Genomic DNA, 16,899 nt, shown 5'->3' on the forward strand with positions numbered 1-16,899 from the left:
ATGGCCTCACCAGTATTCGGCCACGGACAACTACGCCTCTACCTCCTGGCCATTCTCGACGAGGGCGGCCCCATGTCCGGTTACGACATCATTCAAGTCATGGAACGGCGGTTCCGCGGGCTCTACTCCCCCAGCGCCGGAACGATTTATCCCCGCCTAGCCAAACTCGAAGACGAAGGACTCCTGACCCGTCGCGACGAAGGTCGCAAATCTACCTACACCCTCACCAGTGCCGGACGTGAAGAACTCGACTCTCGATCCGAAGAGCTCGAAGGACTGCGCGCACATGTCACCAGCTCCTCAGAACAACTCACCGACGAACTGCACCGACGCATGAGCGAAGGCGCAGCGCACCTCACATCACTATTCGGAGCAGCAGCCGCCGCGTGGGAAAACCAAACCCGATCAGCCACCACCCAAGGCTCAACACGATCCCCGCTGGCAGATATGACCATAGAAGGAATTGAGCGACTAGCTCGCGACTTCCGTCGAGGTGCAGCCTTCACCGAACACACCACCCCACCTCCACCGCCCCCACCTACCACCCCAGAACCCAACCCCCCCACAACAGATACCAACCACCATACCAAGCCCGCCAACATCTCGAGCGAGCAGGTGAACGCCATCATCACCATCCTGCGCGAAACAGCTGACCGCCTCGAAGCAGTGCTAGAAGAAAACCCTCAACACCACAAAGAGTGAATAGGTGGGCCACACACACCAGCCCACCTATATACACACATTCGGAGCGAAAAGCCTTACAGCAATAAGGGCTTCCAGCAACTACTCGTACACAACACTCACTCTCTCATTGCCAAATACAGCGCTTCTTGCGTCGTAATGTGTCGAAGTACCGACAAACGCCGCGAGGAGCCAACCGTGCACGGAGCACCCACGAGCGGCACTTTGCGCCGTGACCACATAAAACGGACCATCACCTGGCCAGCAGTTGACTCCGCCATCTGGATATTCGCCGTCTATGCGTCAGTGTGGATGCGATATGACTTCCGCGCCGCCCTCGTCTTCACCGGCGGCGTCGCCAGCTATGCGCTGCTTGCCGCAATAATCCACGGATGTGCTGGCACCCTCGTGGGCCCCTACCGTGTGCGCCACCGACGCGGATCGATGGAAGAAATCACCGACCTCGCCCGCACCTTCATCATCACTCTGCCCCTGTTGTTCATCACACCGTGGCTATCCTTCCCCCACCCAGTACCGCGCAGCACCGCAATCAGCGCAGGCGCCCTGGCCATGCTGACCATGCTCGCTGCGCGCTTGATCTCCCGAGCACGACGCATGCGCGCAGCACGCCACCGCGGCGGACGCCCAGCCCTTGTGTACGGAGCTGGAGACGCAGGAGACCGCATCATCCGATCACTCCTAACCGAAGATGACTCTCCTCTAACCCCCGTAGGAATCATCGACGACGACCCAGCAAAAGCCCGGCTACGCATCCACGGCATCCGCGTCGTCGGAGACCGCAGCGACCTCGCCGACTCGGCGCGCCAGTGGGAAGCCCAAACGCTGATCCTCGCTATGCCCAGCGCACCAGCCGAGGTCATCCGCGAAGTATCGGCCTCGGCCAGAAACCTTGGCCTCGAAGTGCTTGTTGCCCCCAGCATGAGCGAGATCGTGGACCACTCCCCCGGCGCCCGCGATCTACGCGACCTTGATCTGGCCGATGTTCTTGGCCGCCCACCAGTACATCTGGAATGGGAATCGATCAGCAGCGAAATCACCGGAAAAGTCGTGCTCGTCACCGGCGCCGGTGGGTCAATCGGCTCAGAGCTATGCCGTCAGATCGCGCGTTTTTCTCCCACACGTCTCCTGCTGCTCGACCATGACGAATCCGGCATGCACGCCACAGATATGTCAATCCGGGGAGATGGGCTGCTATGCGGCGGCAACATCATCCTGGCAGACATCCGTGACGCTGCACGGATTCGTGAGATTATGGCCCAAGAAAAACCCGACATCGTCTACCACGCCGCAGCTTTAAAACACCTTCCGCTGCTGGAAGCACACCCGTTCGAAGCGTGGAAATCCAATGTGATGGGCACCCGCAACGTACTGGCTGCAGCCGATGCGGCTGAAGTGACCTCATTCGTCAATATTTCGACCGACAAAGCAGCTGCCCCCACGAGCATGCTGGGACTATCCAAGAGGTTTGGTGAAGTACTCACTGCCTGGTACGCCGCAGCTCACGGGCGTCGGTACGTCTCGGTTCGTTTCGGAAATGTGTTGGGTTCGCGTGGGTCGGTGGTGCATGCGTTTACTTCACAGATCGCTTCTGGAGGGCCAGTAACAATCACTGATCCTCGTGTGGAGCGGTACTTCATGCTCATTCCGGAAGCCTGCCAGCTCGTACTGCAAGCTGGCGTGCTCGGCCATGGGGGAGAAGTGATGGTGCTGGAGATGGGCGCTCCGGTGAAAATCGCTGATTTGGCAGAGACGTTGATTGAGCTGTCAGGACGCCACGACGTGAGCATCACCTATACGGGACTACGGCCTGGTGAGAAGCTCTCTGAAGAGCTGTTCGACTCCTCAGAAGTGCGACACCGCACTGGACATGAGCTCGTCAACGCCGTTCAGGCACCGCCGTTGAATCCTCACGTACTAGAAACACTCTCAGCCACCGACGATGCTTCGCTGCGTGCCTGGATGTCTTCAGTGTTAGCAACTTTGAAGACCGAGAAGAAGGCAGTGCAGGCCGTGCAGGCACAGACCGCCGCAGCACAATCAGTTGCGGCCCAGCACAGCCCGGACCGTAGCGAGCAGTATTCGAAGATCGCTCATGAGAGAGGCGGAGCGCACATAGTCGACGTACCGGGCGGTTTTACGCGGTAGCAGAGTGTGAACGTAGTAGTCGGCGGGGTCAGCAACGGTAGCGAGCAGGTCGCCCTCGTTCCGGAATTCGATGCTGGCTGGGTCGGTGATGCCGGGCCGGACACTGAGGATCACGGCGGCACGCTCTGGCGGCCAGTGTTCAACCCATTCAGGTACTTCGGGTCGAGGTCCGACTAAGGACATTTCTCCCCGCAAAACGTTGAGGAGTTGAGGAAGTTCATCAAGTTTGGTGGCGCGTAGCCACGCACCGGTGCGGGTCACGCGGGTATCACCGGTGGCACTGACTGCAAGGTGGGTTTCTCCTGAGGCGGGGACAGTCATGGTGCGGAATTTCACGATGGTGAAGGGGTGGCCGTTGCGGCCAACGCGTTGCTGCCGAAAGAGCACTGGTCCTGGTGAATCGCGAGTTACTGCAATAGCGATGCCGGCCATCAGCGGTGCTGTGGTCACGAGCCCCACAGCGGCGAGAGCGATATCGATGCCACGTTTAACCGGTGGGTACCAGGCATTGGTGCGGCTGGGCGGGGCGGCATGGGGTGGGCGCCTTTTCATGAGTGTGCTCCGCATAGTTGGCGTACGGCTGTGATGACGCGGTCGATTTGCTCGTCGGTCATAGCCGAGAAGATGGGCAGGGAGAAGCAGCGGCTGAAGGCATCCTCTGCGACGGGAAAGGCCGTGGGGTCCGGGGCGATGGTGTCGCGCCAAACGGGGTGGCGGTGCAGTGGGATGAAGTGAACACTGGCCCCGATGCGGTAGTGGTTTGTGAGCTTGTCGATGAGGGTGTCGCGCTGGATTGGTGCGGTGTCTAGCAGGTGAGGTGCGTAGATGTGGCGGGCGTGGATATCGCCAGAAGGTGCGTGTGGCGGTAGCTGTAAGGGCAGGTCAGCGAAGGCTTCGTCGTAGGCGTGAGCGATTTCTTCGCGGCGGGTTCGCATACGTATGGCTTTGGTGAGCTGTACGCGTCCGATCGCTGCGGCGGGGTCAGTGAGGTTGTATTTGAATCCGGGGGCGAGGACTTCGTATTTCCAGGCCGGGCCTGCCGACATGCCGGATTCGGTGTAGCGAGAGAACGCGTCACGACTGATGCCGTGCAGGCGCATCATGCGAGCGTGGTTGGCTAGGTCGGGGTTAGTGGTCAGGAGCATGCCGCCTTCGCCGGTGGTCATGGTTTTGGTGGCGTAGAAGCTGAATACGACTGCTTCGGAAGCTCCGAGTCCCACGTTGATGTTTTCGCTGACGGCGGGGAATGCGTGGGCGGCGTCTTCGATGACGGCGAGGTTGTGTTCTCGGGCGAATTCGGCCAGGTGTGTTCGGGCAACGGGTAGGCCGGCGAAGTGGACCGGCATGATTGCGCGGGTGTGGGGGGTGATCGCTGCGGCTGCGGCGTGTAGGTCGATGTTCAAGGTGGTGGGTAAGACATCGACGAGTACGGGGGTTGCGCCTACGTAGCGGACTACTTCTGCTGTTGAGGTGAAGGTCCAGGTGGGAACGATCACTTCGTCGCCTGGGCCGATACCCAGGGCCACGAGGGCTAGGTGTAGTCCTGCCGTGGCTGAGTTGACGGCGACGGCGTGGATGTCTGGGGGTGGTGAGGCCGTAGGGGGTGCGGGGGTGCCAGGTGTGGTGGTTGTGAGGTTTCCGGCAAGCGCGGCGGCGAATTCGGTTTCGAATGCTGCGGCGGCTGGGCCGGTGGTGAGCCACCCGGAGCGGATTGCTTCTGCGGCGGCGCGGACTTCTTCCTCACCGATATCCGGTGGACCAAAGGGTATAAATGGCAATAGTTTTCGACTATCTGGCGAGGATGTATTCACATTTCTAGGCTAGGGGTTTCTCGCCACAGACAGCGGGATGGGCACGTCGGATTCGAAAGTCGGAAGGAGGTGTCAACGATGCGGTACGGGATGTTGTCGCAGTGGTATGACCCTGAACCTGGCCCGGCAGCGTTGCCTGGGGTTTTAGCTCGAGGACTAGTCGGGCGCGGCCATGCAGTCAATGTGGTCACAGGGTTCCCGAACTACCCCAGTGGGCAGATCGCGCAGGGGTATCAGCAATGCCTTTTCCGTGATGAAATCCTTGATGACGTGGGGGTTCGCCGAGTGGCGCTGTATCCCAGTCATGACTCTTCAGCGCTCCGGCGCGTGCTGAACTATGGCAGTTTCGGGGTCTCAGCGGCGATCTCTGGTACTGCATTCGTTCGCGGCGCCGATGCGGTGTGGGTTAACTACTCCCCCATCACCGTTGCTTTACCCATGTGGGTGGCTCGGTTACGTGACCATGTTCCGTTAGTTGTTCACGTTGGTGACCTGTGGCCCGACACGATGACGGCCGCCGGCTTTACCCCCAGCGGCTTCACGGGAGCAGCACTGGAGAAGGTGTTGCATGAATGGACCGACGTCATGTACCGCTCCGCCGCTGTTGTCACCTACATCTCCCCCGGGGTCCGAAACATCCTCATCGACCGAGGCGTGCCCGAGCACAAACTTCGCTACGCCCCAATGTGGGCCGACGAAACCTTGTTCGCCCCTGCAAGCCAGGCCACCCGCACCGCCGCCGAAGCATGGCGGCGCAGCAACGGCGTCGGAGACCAAGACATTCTGGTCCTGTACGCCGGTGCGCTCGGACACGCCCAAGGTCTAGAAACTCTTCTGCGCGCTGTCGCCACCGCTAATGCCGAACTCGCCGACACCGGCGCACGCCGACGCCTGCGCTGCATCATCGCCGGTTCTGGCACCGCAGAAGAAGAACTACGCAGCCTTACCCGCGATCTGCGCATCCCTGGCGATGACCAACCCATCACTTTCATAGGCCGGGTAGCACCTGAGCTGATGCCTACCCTCATGGCTGCCGCCGACGCCTGCTATATCGGTCTTTGCCGCGACCCTCTTTCCAAGGTCACCATGCCAAGCAAAACCCAAGCCATCATGGCCTCTGGCCGCGCCATCGTCGCCGCCGCTGACGGTGACGTCAAAGACGTTGTCACCAGCGCCGGAGCCGGTTACGCCACAAACTCCGGCGACCAGCCCGGCCTCACGCGAATTCTCTTGCGCCTGTGCGAAAGTGGCCGTGCATCACTAGAAAGTGTTGGCCTCGCTGGACTACGCCACTACCGAAGCGAATACGCCGTAGAACACGCAGTCACCCGCGCTGAACAAGCCCTCACCTACGCAGCAGGCGGTGAAAGGACACCATGAACCACCCCCTCCCCGACCATCACCTCACCACCACCCCAGGAGATGAGCGAGGAGAACACCACCCGGTCGATGCCCTACGCGACACCACCATCGCCATCACCGGCGGCACCGGATCATTCGGATCCACCATGGCCCGCCGCCTCCTCAAACACGGCGTCAAAAAATCCACATCCTCTCCCGCGACGAAGCCAAACAACACGACATGCGCGTAGCCCTAGCCGACGAACGCATCACCTACTTCGTCGGCGACGTCCGCGACCGCACCTCCGTAGACGCAGCCCTACGCGGCGCCGACCACGTCTTCCACGCAGCCGCCCTCAAACAAGTCCCCAGCTGCGAATTCTTCCCCCAACAAGCCGTACTCACCAACGTACTCGGCTCCAACAACGTCATCATGGCCGCCCACGAAGCCGGCGCCCGATCACTGGTCTGCCTCTCCACCGACAAAGCCGTCTACCCCGTCAACGCCATGGGCATGTCCAAAGCCCTCATGGAAAAACACGCCCAAGCATTCACCCGCCAATACCCCGACAGCCCCACCACCGTCACCATCACCCGCTACGGAAACGTCATGTACTCCCGCGGCTCAGTCATCCCCCACTTCATCAACCAAATCCACACCGGCCGCCCCATCACCATCACCGAACCCGACATGACCCGCTTCCTCATGTCCCTCGAAGAATCCGTCGACCTCGTCACCCACGCCTTCACCAACGGCACCCCAGGCGACCTCTACGTACGCAAAGCCCCCGCCGCCACCATCAACACCCTCGCCAAAGCCGTCGCCACCCTCCTAGGCCACCCCGACCACCCCATCCACATCATCGGCATGCGCCACGGCGAAAAAATGCACGAAACCCTCCTCTCACACGAAGAAATGGCCCACGCCACCGACCAAGGCAACTACTTCCGCGTGCCCGTGGACGCCCGCTCCATGGAATACGAGCTCTACTTCACCGAAGGCGACCAACACCGCGCCCCCCTCGAGGACTACACCTCCGCCAACACCCAACGACTCAACCTCGAAGAAACCATCACCCTCCTGCTCACCCTCCCCCACATCCGCGAACTCGCCTACCAAGCCGGAACACTCCACCAGCACGAAACGACACAACCATGAACACCACCCCCACCCAACGCCGCCTCAAAGCCGTCGTCACCGGCGCCAACGGATTCCTCGGCTGGCACCTACGCGCCCGCCTCCTCACCCTGCCAAACATCGACACCTACCCCATCAACCGCGCCGACTTCGCCACCCACGCCCTCGAAGAAGCCCTCTCCGACGCCGACCTCGTCTTCCACTGCGCAGGCATCAACCGCAGCAACGAACACGAACTCAACAACGGCAACATCGCCCTAGCCAACCGACTCGTCACCGCACTAGAAAGCACCGTCTCCGGCCGCTACACCGCAGGCAAACGCGAACCAGCCGTCGTCTACGCAGGCTCCAACCACGCCTGCCCCGAACACCCCAACAGCTCCACCCCCTACGGACACGGAAAACGCCAAGCCGGCCACATCATCACCGAATGGGCCGAACACGCCGGCGGCGAAGCCAGCGCCACCGACCTACGTTTCTGCGGCCTCTTCGGCGAACACGGCCGCCCCGACTACAACAGCTTCGTCGCCACCTTCGCCCACACCATCGCCCACGACGGCTCACCCCGCATCACCGACGACCGCGAAATCCCCCTCCTACACGTCGGCGAAGCCTGCGAACGCATGATCGCCGCCGCACTCCAACGCACCAACGGCATCCGCGAACAAACCGGCACCATGATTCGCATCTCCGAAGTCGCCCGCACCCTCGAACGATTCCACTCCGTCTACGCCCCCACCGGTGAAATCCCCGACCTCAACTCCCCCCTAGGCATCCCCCTGTTCAACACCCTGCGCGCCGCTATGTGGCCCCACGCCTACCCCATCCCCACCCACCCCAACACCGACGAACGCGGCACCCTCATCGAAACCATCCGCGTCCACGGCAGCAGCGGCCAAGTGTTCCACTCCACCACCAACCCCGGCTACACCCGAGGCAACCACTTCCACCTCAACAAAATCGAACGCTTCCAAGTCCTGCACGGCACCGCCCGCATCTGCCTACGACGCGTCCTGACCAACGAACGCATCGACTTCGATGTCACCGGCGACAACCCCGTCACCATCGACATGCCCACCCTGTGGACACACAACATCACCAACACCGGAACCACTCCCCTACACACCATGTTCTGGACCAACGAGCTCTACGACCCCAAAAACCCCGACACCACACCACACCCCGTCGACCCCGACACCACACCCCAACCATGACCCCCCACCTACCCACCCCACCCAACCCCCACATCCACTTCACCGAAGGAATCGACCCCACCGACATCCCCGCCCTGGCCCGCCTCCACCGCGACGCCTTCCCCAACTTCTTCCTCACCCGCCTCGGACAACCCTTCCTCCGCGAGTTCTACCGCGCATACGCCACCGACCCCACCGCCATCACCATCACCGCACGCATGTCCAACAACCAACCCATTGGCATCGCCGTCGGAACCACCGACCCCACCACCTTCTACGCCCGACTCCTACGCCGCCGCGCCATCCCCTTCGCCCTCGCAGCACCCCGCGCCGCCCTCACCCACCCCCGCACCGTCATCCCCCGACTCCTAAGCGCCCTGCACTACCGCGGAGACACACCACCAGGAAGCAACGGCGCCCTCCTCGCCTCCATCTGCATCAGCCCCACCCTCAAAAAAACCGGCACCGGCGCCAAACTCACCCACACCTGGACCACCTGCGCCCACCGCCACGGCGCCACCAGCGCCTACCTAACCACCGACGCCGACAACAACGACGCCGTCAACCGCCACTACAGCCGCCAAGGCTGGACCATCGAATCCACCTACACCACCCCCGCCGGACGGCGCATGCACCGATACGTCAAGGAGCTCCCATGACCCACGTCATGACCATCGTCGGCACCCGCCCCGAAATCATCCGCCTCTCCCGCGTCATTACCCGCCTGGACAACACCGTCACCCACACCCTCGTCCACACCGGCCAAAACTACGACTACGAACTCAACGAAATCTTCTTCGAAGAACTCGGTCTACGCCGCCCCGACCACTTCCTCGCCGTCAACACCACCACCCTAGGAACCACCCTGGGCGAAACCCTCATCAAAGTCGAAGACATCCTCACCACCCATCGCCCCGACGCAGTGCTCATCCTCGGCGACACCAACTCCGCCATCGCCGCCCTCATCGCCAAACGCATGCGCATCCCCGTTTACCACATGGAAGCCGGCAACCGCTGCTTCGACCAAAACGTCCCCGAAGAAACCAACAGACGCATGGTCGACCACATCGCCGACTACAACCTCGTCTACACCGAACACGCACGCCGCAACCTCCTCGCCGAAGGCATCCACCCCCGCCACATCGCCCTTACCGGCTCCCCTATGAAGGAAGTCCTCGATCACCACCGCGCCGCCTTCGACACCAGCACAGCCACCAGCGACCTCGGCCTCACCCCCGGCAAATTCCTCCTCGTCAGCGCCCACCGCGAAGAAAATGTCGATGCCCCTCAACGGCTGACCAACCTGCTGAACTGCCTCATCACCGCACGCGACACCTTCGACATGCCCGTCCTTGTCTCTACCCATCCCCGCACCCGCAAGCGACTCGACGCACTCCTGCACCACCCCGACACCCCTCACCACAACCTCGAAGGCATCATCTTCCACCCACCCATGGGGTTCCTGGACTACAACCGCCTCCAAATGGACGCCGCCTGCGTCCTATCTGACTCCGGCACCATCAGCGAAGAATCCTCACTCCTGGGCTTCCCGGCAGTCACCCTCCGTGACTCCATTGAACGTCCTGAAGCCCTCGACACCGGATCCATCATCATGACTGGCTTGGACCCCGACAACCTCATCGAGGCCATCCGTGATGCCATCACCACCGGCACTACCCCACCACCAACTCCCACCGACTACCGCATCGACAACTGCTCACAACGAACCGTCCGATTCATCCTGTCCACCCACCGCCGCCACGAGACCTGGACCGGCCTGCGCAGCTGAACACCATGACCTCATCAACCGGCCCCCGCATCCTGATCGCCGCGCCCTACTACACCCCTGCTTGGCGTGGCGGCGGCCCCATCCGCAGCCTTGCTGCCATCACTAACCAGCACGGCGACCGCCACCATTTCCTCGTGATCACCAGTGCATACGACTGGGGCGGTGTGCCTTTAGATGTCGATACCACCGATTGGGTCCGCACCGGCTCTGCACTTGTGCGCTACTTACCCACTACTTTTGGCTCCCTGAACACTATTCCTGCCTACGTTCGAGCCTGGCGCCAAGCCACCAGTAGCCCCTCTGGACCACCAGACATCACTTACCTCACCGGAGCCTTCCCTCCGCTATGGACATTGCTTCCTTTGCTGCTTGCGCGCACCAAAATCTTGTCGTTGGGGCGTGTGCTTATCGCACCTCGAGGAGAGTTTGGGACTGGTGCTCTAGCGCTGAAGGCTAAGAAAAAACGCTGCTTTCTTGCCGCAGCACGGTTCGCTGGTCTTTATCGAGACGTCACATGGCATGCCTCTTCTTCTGCTGAAGCCGTCGACATTCGTAGCGTTTTCCCTGAAGCTAGGATTCTCATCCGGCAGAACGAGACTGACCTACCTACCTGCGCTACTCGACCGCGCACTTTGACGACGTCTGCGCTGCGGCTGCTTTATCTAGGGCGGCTATCACCGAAAAAAGGTATCGAGACATTCCTGGCTGCTCTGCGGTACGTGAATTCTCCAGTTCAGGTCACTATCGCTGGAACTGCTGACAGCGATGAATATGCCTCCATGCTGCGCGCTCTTGCCAATAAGAGCAAGCATCCAGTGTCTTTCGTTGGTGGGATCGAACGTAATCGTGTGCAGGAAACTTTTTGTGAACATGATCTGTTTGTTTTTCCCACTACCAACGAAAACTTCGGCCACACAGTGGCTGAATCACTTTCCGCGGCGGTACCTGTGATGTTGCATCGCGGTTCTACCCCGTGGCCTGTGCTGCTTCCGCATGTACCGGCCGGAGCGCTGGAGCTGCTTGACACGTTTGATCCGCGTGACTGGGCTGAACATATTGATGCTGTCGCGGCTCGTTCTCCTGAGCAGCGTTTGTCGGATCGGCAAGCAGCTGCAGATGCCTACGACGCGTGGCGTGCATGTACGCCGACACAGTCAGTATTCGACATGCTGCTCGAGCAGTAAGACTGCGTAGTCAGCGGTGATGTCGCTGCAGCCTCTTCATCCAAGTTCGGGTCTGGTCTGGGTGGGTGATGCACCACACCAACACGATGAGTGCAGCGATACCGATGCGGGCAAGAGACCCAAGGTTCGTCAGGGTCGCGGCCAGGAATGTGATTATGACTGCTGATATAATCAGGGCTGCTTCAGCTGTCCATCGCATCTCATATTTTTTCCAGGCTCGGGCGATGGTGGCTGAAGAGGTAGTCGACACACCTACTAAATATCCGATGGCGACTGCCTCGATTCCCCACGAACGTGGCGAGAGTGTCCATACCGTGACTGCTGTTGCTAGTCCGGCAAGGCTGGCGATGGTCGTGTAGAGAATGCCGTTGCGTGAGCCAGCGGTGATGGCGTTGACGCAGGGAACAGCAATCATTGTGATGAGGACAGCCAGAAGCAGGATCGCCATGAGTGGGGCGGATCGGGTGAAGGCAGTGCCGTAAAAAGTTTGGATGATTTCGGGGGCTAGTAGGGATGCCACGACGACTAGTGGGAGCACAAGGAAGGTCAGGCCGCGTACTCCACGGTCGAGTTGTGTTGTGACTGCTGTGTTGTCTTTGCGGCCGAAGGCTTCGGCCATGTTGGGGTAGAGCACAAGGGATAGCGCTCCGGATAGGAGGGTTAGGGGCATGGCGAGGTTCCAGGCTGCGGAGTAGGCCCCGGCTGCGGCGTGTCCGTGTGTGGATGCGATGAGTATGGATAGTTGCACAAGCCCGGCCGAGGCGAGTGAGCCGAGTGCGCCTAGGGTGACGAAGCGGTCGATTTCTCTGGTGAGTGCATGGGTTTGGGGTGTAGGCAGGGGTGGATGGGGGGTGTGCCATGGCCAGCACGCCGCGGTCAGGAGCAGGAAGCCTAAGGCTGGTGGGATAAGCAGTCGTAGGTCGGTGATGCCCAGGGAGATGGCGACGACGACGCCGAGTAGTCCGGTGAGGGATAGAGCGCAGTCGAGGGTGACGACGCGGGTGACGGCGCCGACTCCGTAGTGGATGCCACGGGTGTATTGCTGTCCGGCGATACCGAGGAGGAAGAGAGCGACGCAGGTGGCGCTGAGGGGGTCGTTTGCGCGGGTGAGGGTGATGGGGATGGAGATGAGGGCGAGAAGGAGGGCGGTGGTGATGACGCGGTGGTTGAGGTGGGTGGCGATGGTGTCGATTTCGTTGTGGTTTTTTCGTCCGCGGGCTTGGGCGAGGAAGCGTGAGGCTGCTTGGCCGGCGGTGGTGGGCCACAGGAGGATGAGAAGTTGGGCGGTTGCTTGGCCGGTGGCTACGAGGCCTAGTGCGGTGGCTCCGGCGTAGCGGCCGATGATGATGGTGATGGCTAGGCGGATGGCGCCTTGGCTGGCTAGTCCGATGAAGCTGGTGATGCCTCGGCGGGTGAGGTGGTGGTCGGTGGGTTGGTGCAGGTTGATGGGGCTGCGGAGGGGGTGGGGGTTCATGAGGTGAGTGCGCTGCGGAGTATGTCGATTTCGGCGGTAACGGTGTTGTGCCAGGAGTGGTTTTGGGTGTGTTGGGTCATGTGTTGGGGGCTGGGTGGGTTGGCGAGGATGGTTAGGGCGCGGGTGGCGAAGTGGTGGATGAAGTCGTTTTCGGTGGTGGTGTTGTTTGGGGGTGTGACGAGGGCGGTGGCGTCGAGGGCTGATTCGCGTAGGCCGCCGGTGTCGGTGGCGACGACGGGGGTGCAGGCTGCGTAGCTTTCGGTGACGACGCATCCCCAGCCTTCTGCTCGGCTGGGGACTAGGAGGAGGTCGGCGGCGTGCATGAGGGCAGGTATGTGGTGGTGGGGTTGTCGGCCTAGGAGGGTGATGTTGGGGTGGTTGGTGAGCTGGTTGTGTAGGGGGCCATCGCCGGCAATGACTAGGTGGGCGTGGGGGTGGGTGTGGGTGATGGTGTTGAGGATGGCGGGGAGGCGGTCGGCGCCTTTGATGGGTAGGAGGTTTCCTACGTAGAGGAGTCGGGGTCCGGTGGTGTGTTGCCATGGGTCGGGGGTGGGTGTGGGGGTGTTGGGGTTGGTGAAGAGGTTGAGGTCTACGCCATTGGGGATGACGTGGCTGTTGGTGCGGGGCATGCCGAGGTCGGTGGCGTGGGTGCGTAGGGCGTTGGAAACGTAGATGGTGGCGGCGGCGTGGTTGAGGGTGTTGACGGCGGTGCGGGGGTTGTGAGTGATGGTGTGGGTCACGTCGCTGCCGTGCATGGTGACGACGTAGGGGATGTGTAGGTGGTGGGCTAGGGCGGCGGCGATGTGGCCGGCGGCGAGGCTGTACATGCCGTGTGCGTGGATGATGTCGTAGGGCTGGGGTTCTTGGTGGCAGTGGTGGATGAGTGCGGTGGTGGCGGTGTGGATTGCGTGGGTGGGGGTGTGTGCTGTGCGGCTGGCGATGGTGTCAATGAGGTTCCAGTGGGCTGGGGTGGAGAGCCATCCGGTGTTTTGGGCGTGGGGTGCGAGTTGTTGGTCGGTGTGTGTGGGTGCGTGCATGGCCGCGCGTAGGAGGCGGACTGGGGGTGTGTAGGTGGGGGTTAGTGCGATGGGTTGGAGGTGGAGGTTGGGGTGGTTGAGGTTGTTGATGGCGGTGACGCGGTGGGTCATGTAGGGGGCGCCGCTTGGTGTTGCTCGGGTGGGGTAGGAGTTGGCGAGCAGAAGGATCCGCACTGGGTCAGTGTGGCATTGCTGGGGGTTGTCGTTGGGGAATGTTGGGGGGTGTTGCGTGGTGTGGTTGGTGGTGGTTGTGGCTGGCTGGTGTGTTTATGGGTTTTGTTGGTGTTGTTTGTTGTTGGGCTGTTGGTACACATGCTGGAGCTGGGGGAAGCCGGACGGTTGTTCTAGACGGGTATCGTGGTTGAGTCCACTTCCCGAACATCGCTTGTTCGTCGCCTCTGGCTGCACTTGCGAATAGCCCCGTGGGGTCAGGTGGCGTTGTTGCAACGCCGCGCCGGGGGATTGGCGTGTGGTGTCGTGGGCGTGAATAGCTGTCGTATTAGGGGGATTTACGTGGCCAGTCCGGGCCTTGCAAATATCGACCCGTGGGGTCGTTCGCTGATCGAGACGTTGCGTCGTTGGTGGTGGATCCCTGCCGCGTTGGCGTTTGTGGGTGCTGTGGTGGGGGGTGTGATTGGTGGGAGTTCTCCGGCGACGGCGACGGCGTTGTTGCGGGTGCAGTCGACTGCGAACAATGGTGATGGGCTGACGCAGGCGCAGCAGAGCGCGTTGACGGAGACGGGTACTTCGGAGGTTTTTCAGGCGGCTGCGAAGCAGTTGCGTTCCTCGGAGGGTGATCTTCGGGCGCGTACTGAGTTGGCTGCGGTTCCGCAGTCGTTGATGATTTCGGCGAGTGTTACTGGTGATAGTCCTGAGGCTGCGGCGAATGCGACGAACGTGTTTGCTCAGGCGGCGGTGGCTGCGAGTAATGCTCGTGTGGCTGCGGATTTGAATTCGTTGAGTGAGCAGACGAGTCAGATTATTCGTGGTTCGCATTTGAATAATCCGCAGGCGGAGCAGGCTCGGGTTGCGGCGTTGGGTCAGGCGTTGGCGAGTAGTCAGGCCAATACGTTGGCGCAGTCGCGTCAGTTGACTGTGGTTCAGCCGGCGACGGCTGCGGGTGTGAAGCAGACATCGGCTGCGGTGTTGGTTGTTTTGGGTGCTGTCGGTGGCGGCTTGGTTGGTGCGGGTATTGCGTTGCTCGTGGGTGGTCGCCGTGGCCGGATGGGCAAGTTGGCGGAGATGCGTCGTTTGTACCCGAATGTGGAGTTTTTGCCCACGCGTGATGTTGCTGCGGTGTTGAGCATGGAGACTCCTTCGCCGCAGCGTGTGGTGGTCACTGGTGTGCGTTTGCCGGCTGCGGATGTGCAGGAGTTGGTGGGTCCGGTGGCTGAGGGTTTTGAGGCTCTTGGTCGTGAGGTGTCAGTGACGAAGAATATGGCGGCGTATGGGGCTTCGCAGCAGACGCCGTCGGATCCGAAGGGCCCTGTCACGGTGTTGGAGACGGGCTTGTCCACTGCCATTGTGAAGCGTGTTGCTCGCGATCCTGAGGCTGTGTTGTTGGTCTTGGTGCGTTCGGGCAAGACGCGTTTTGAGTGGCTTGATGAGTACGCGGGGCAATTCGGTGAGCGTACGTACATTGTTGTCGAGGGCTGATGGGGAGCGGGGCTTTGTCTCCGCTCCTTTGTCTCAGCACCAGCAGCGCGCGCATCAGCGGTTTGTGTTGCGTGAGTCGCATCTGGCTGTTGAGCGTGAGTCGAAGTCACGTTATCCGTCGCGGTTGCTTGATCCGGTGTGGTGGATCGGCGTGTTGTTTGTCGCGAACTTCTTCCTCATGCGTTTGTCGGTTCCGGGGATTGATATTTCGCTGTCGGTGCCGCTGACGATCGTGTGGTTGGGGTTGGCGTGGCGTTGTCACGTGATTGTGGTTGAGCCGCGGCGATTTTTGTTGTGGGTTGCTGCTGGTGGCGTTGCTGCTTTAGTCACTTTTCCGCAGATTCTGTTTGTTCCTGCTCCGTATGTGAGCGTGAACAGTTGGTTGTTGTGGATGGTGACCTGGCTTCCTGCAGCGTTCATGATGGCTGATCGCAGTCGTGGGACGTTTGAGCGTGCACTGCGGGCAGTGAAGAACATCGGTTTGGGTTTGGCGAGCATCTCGGTGTTGTTCATGGTGGTGCAGGCAACTCCGATTGGGTATCGCGATTTTATTGGCGAGTCTTTGCCGTCCAATCTTGTGGTGAGCGGCTTTAACACGTCGTATCCGCTTTTTTATGAGGCGAATATCTATAAGTCGAATGGCTGGTTCGCGTTGGAGCCGTCGTTCATGTCTTTCATTCTGGGTTTGTGCATTTTGGCGGCGTTGCTGATTCGTGCGCGGATCTGGGAGGTCATGGTTTTGTCGGTTGGCATGCTGGTGACGGCTGCTGGTTCGGGCATGTTTGTGGCTTTGATTGGTGTGGTTGTGATGCTGTGGCAGCGGCAGTGGCCGTTGCTGCGTCGTTACTTGATACCGGGTTTGGTATTGGCTGCGGTGGCTGCTCCAACGACTATTGGTAAAACCATTTTGGATCGGTTGAGTGAGGGGTCGAGTGAGAATTCTTCGACTGCTCTGCGCACGTTTGAGCCGTACCTGTATTTGTTTCCCAAGTGGGTGTCTGATTGGGGCATCGTGTTGTTTGGGGGCGGCCCGGGGTCGTCCCGGTATGTGGTGGATGCCTCAGGTGTGAATGGTCTGCTGGTGCCGACGGTGGGCAAGGTGTTCTTCGATTACGGACTTATCGCAGGGGCATTGCTGGCTGTGATCATCGTGGTTTCGTATGTGAAGGCTACTGAGCCTGCTATTGGGATGTCGGTGTTGGTGTCGATGTTGGTGTTGCAGCCGCCGGCGCAGCCGTTGATGGTTCCGGCATTTTTGTTGAGCACGCTATGGGCCCCGGCATTGCGAGACAACATTTTGGCGGGCACTGAGCGTCTTTATGCTCCTCGTGGGGTGGCATTATCTGCCGCTGGTGTCTCTGGCGTTGCTGGTTCTGCTTCTGCGGCGGTTTCGGCTGGTTCTTCTTCCTCTGAAAGAGAGTGATCGCTT

At 60.8% G+C, this 16,899-nt stretch carries 13 protein-coding genes and 1 pseudogene; 10 read left to right on the top strand and 4 right to left on the bottom strand.

What is annotated here, in order from left to right; genetic code table 11:
* Both CKV89_RS10845 and CKV89_RS10850 read left to right on the top strand, forming a co-directional pair.
* The gene (locus CKV89_RS10845) at window positions 1-702 is read left to right on the top strand and encodes a PadR family transcriptional regulator (protein WP_051277200.1); all 702 of its coding nucleotides are present in this window, start codon (window positions 1-3) and stop codon (window positions 700-702) included.
* A gap of 177 nt (window positions 703-879) precedes the next feature.
* Window positions 880-2,847, top strand: coding sequence for a polysaccharide biosynthesis protein (locus CKV89_RS10850; RefSeq protein ID WP_231935391.1), 1,968 nt, complete (start codon window positions 880-882; stop codon window positions 2,845-2,847).
* On the opposite strand, the gene CKV89_RS10855 is transcribed toward CKV89_RS10850, so the two are convergent.
* Both CKV89_RS10855 and CKV89_RS10860 read right to left on the bottom strand, forming a co-directional pair.
* Window positions 2,740-3,399: a sugar transferase gene (locus CKV89_RS10855; protein WP_084440871.1), complete on the bottom strand. Its 660-nt coding sequence runs from the start codon at window positions 3,397-3,399 to the stop codon at window positions 2,740-2,742. The genes CKV89_RS10850 and CKV89_RS10855 overlap by 108 nt on opposite strands.
* A complete protein-coding gene (locus CKV89_RS10860; RefSeq protein ID WP_034400437.1) occupies window positions 3,396-4,658 on the bottom strand; it encodes a DegT/DnrJ/EryC1/StrS family aminotransferase in 1,263 nt (420 codons plus the stop codon). The genes CKV89_RS10855 and CKV89_RS10860 overlap by 4 nt, the downstream gene beginning before the upstream one ends.
* A gap of 78 nt (window positions 4,659-4,736) precedes the next feature.
* On the opposite strand from CKV89_RS10860, the gene CKV89_RS10865 reads away from it, so the two are divergent.
* From CKV89_RS10865 to CKV89_RS10890, 6 genes and pseudogenes are all read left to right on the top strand, one after another.
* Window positions 4,737-6,038 carry a glycosyltransferase family 4 protein gene (locus tag CKV89_RS10865; RefSeq protein ID WP_028326687.1) on the top strand — a complete coding sequence of 434 codons (1,302 nt, stop codon included), beginning with the start codon at window positions 4,737-4,739 and terminating at the stop codon, window positions 6,036-6,038.
* A 128-nt stretch (window positions 6,039-6,166) separates the two neighbouring features.
* Window positions 6,167-7,158: pseudogene (locus CKV89_RS10870) on the top strand (polysaccharide biosynthesis protein).
* The gene (locus CKV89_RS12575) at window positions 7,155-8,351 is read left to right on the top strand and encodes a polysaccharide biosynthesis C-terminal domain-containing protein (RefSeq protein WP_028326688.1); all 1,197 of its coding nucleotides are present in this window, start codon (window positions 7,155-7,157) and stop codon (window positions 8,349-8,351) included. The pseudogene CKV89_RS10870 and the gene CKV89_RS12575 overlap by 4 nt, the downstream one beginning before the upstream one ends.
* The gene (locus tag CKV89_RS10880; protein WP_051277202.1) at window positions 8,348-8,989 is read left to right on the top strand and encodes a hypothetical protein; all 642 of its coding nucleotides are present in this window, start codon (window positions 8,348-8,350) and stop codon (window positions 8,987-8,989) included. Before CKV89_RS12575 ends, CKV89_RS10880 begins: the two co-directional genes overlap by 4 nt.
* Complete coding sequence (gene wecB, locus CKV89_RS10885) at window positions 8,986-10,119, top strand: non-hydrolyzing UDP-N-acetylglucosamine 2-epimerase (protein WP_028326690.1); 1,134 nt, start codon at window positions 8,986-8,988, stop codon at window positions 10,117-10,119. Before CKV89_RS10880 ends, wecB begins: the two co-directional genes overlap by 4 nt.
* Window positions 10,120-10,124: 5 nt before the next feature.
* Entirely contained in the window at window positions 10,125-11,303 is a 1,179-nt protein-coding gene (locus tag CKV89_RS10890; RefSeq protein ID WP_028326691.1) for a glycosyltransferase family 4 protein, read from the top strand.
* Window positions 11,304-11,313: 10 nt separating this feature from the next.
* Here CKV89_RS10890 and CKV89_RS10895 read toward each other — a convergent pair whose 3' ends face one another.
* Window positions 11,314-12,777 carry a lipopolysaccharide biosynthesis protein gene (locus tag CKV89_RS10895; protein ID WP_028326692.1) on the bottom strand — a complete coding sequence of 488 codons (1,464 nt, stop codon included), beginning with the start codon at window positions 12,775-12,777 and terminating at the stop codon, window positions 11,314-11,316.
* Window positions 12,774-13,988, bottom strand: coding sequence for a glycosyltransferase (locus tag CKV89_RS10900; RefSeq protein WP_051277204.1), 1,215 nt, complete (start codon window positions 13,986-13,988; stop codon window positions 12,774-12,776). Before CKV89_RS10900 ends, CKV89_RS10895 begins: the two co-directional genes overlap by 4 nt.
* Window positions 13,989-14,327: 339 nt before the next feature.
* Between CKV89_RS10900 and CKV89_RS11990 the strand changes: the two genes are divergently transcribed.
* Window positions 14,328-15,470, top strand: coding sequence for a YveK family protein (locus CKV89_RS11990; RefSeq protein ID WP_154657585.1), 1,143 nt, complete (start codon window positions 14,328-14,330; stop codon window positions 15,468-15,470).
* Entirely contained in the window at window positions 15,439-16,893 is a 1,455-nt protein-coding gene (locus CKV89_RS11995) for a hypothetical protein (RefSeq protein ID WP_154657586.1), read from the top strand. The genes CKV89_RS11990 and CKV89_RS11995 overlap by 32 nt, the downstream gene beginning before the upstream one ends.
* The last annotated feature ends 6 nt before the right edge of the window (window positions 16,894-16,899 follow it).

Origin of the sequence: Dermatophilus congolensis (genome assembly GCF_900187045.1) — a bacterium.
In the GTDB taxonomy this organism is placed as follows: Bacteria; Actinomycetota; Actinomycetes; order Actinomycetales; family Dermatophilaceae; genus Dermatophilus; species Dermatophilus congolensis.

What these genes read in the sequence shown, in the direction of transcription:
- CKV89_RS10845 (WP_051277200.1), top strand. Translation starts at nt 1, where the DNA reads ATGGCCTCACCAGTATTCGGCCACGGACAACTACGCCTCTACCTCCTG.
- CKV89_RS10855 (WP_084440871.1), bottom strand. Translation starts at nt 3,399, where the DNA reads ATGAAAAGGCGCCCACCCCATGCCGCCCCGCCCAGCCGCACCAATGCC.
- CKV89_RS10865 (WP_028326687.1), top strand. Translation starts at nt 4,737, where the DNA reads ATGCGGTACGGGATGTTGTCGCAGTGGTATGACCCTGAACCTGGCCCG.
- CKV89_RS12575 (WP_028326688.1), top strand. Translation starts at nt 7,155, where the DNA reads ATGAACACCACCCCCACCCAACGCCGCCTCAAAGCCGTCGTCACCGGC.
- CKV89_RS10880 (WP_051277202.1), top strand. Translation starts at nt 8,348, where the DNA reads ATGACCCCCCACCTACCCACCCCACCCAACCCCCACATCCACTTCACC.
- wecB (WP_028326690.1), top strand. Translation starts at nt 8,986, where the DNA reads ATGACCCACGTCATGACCATCGTCGGCACCCGCCCCGAAATCATCCGC.
- CKV89_RS10890 (WP_028326691.1), top strand. Translation starts at nt 10,125, where the DNA reads ATGACCTCATCAACCGGCCCCCGCATCCTGATCGCCGCGCCCTACTAC.
- CKV89_RS10895 (WP_028326692.1), bottom strand. Translation starts at nt 12,777, where the DNA reads ATGAACCCCCACCCCCTCCGCAGCCCCATCAACCTGCACCAACCCACC.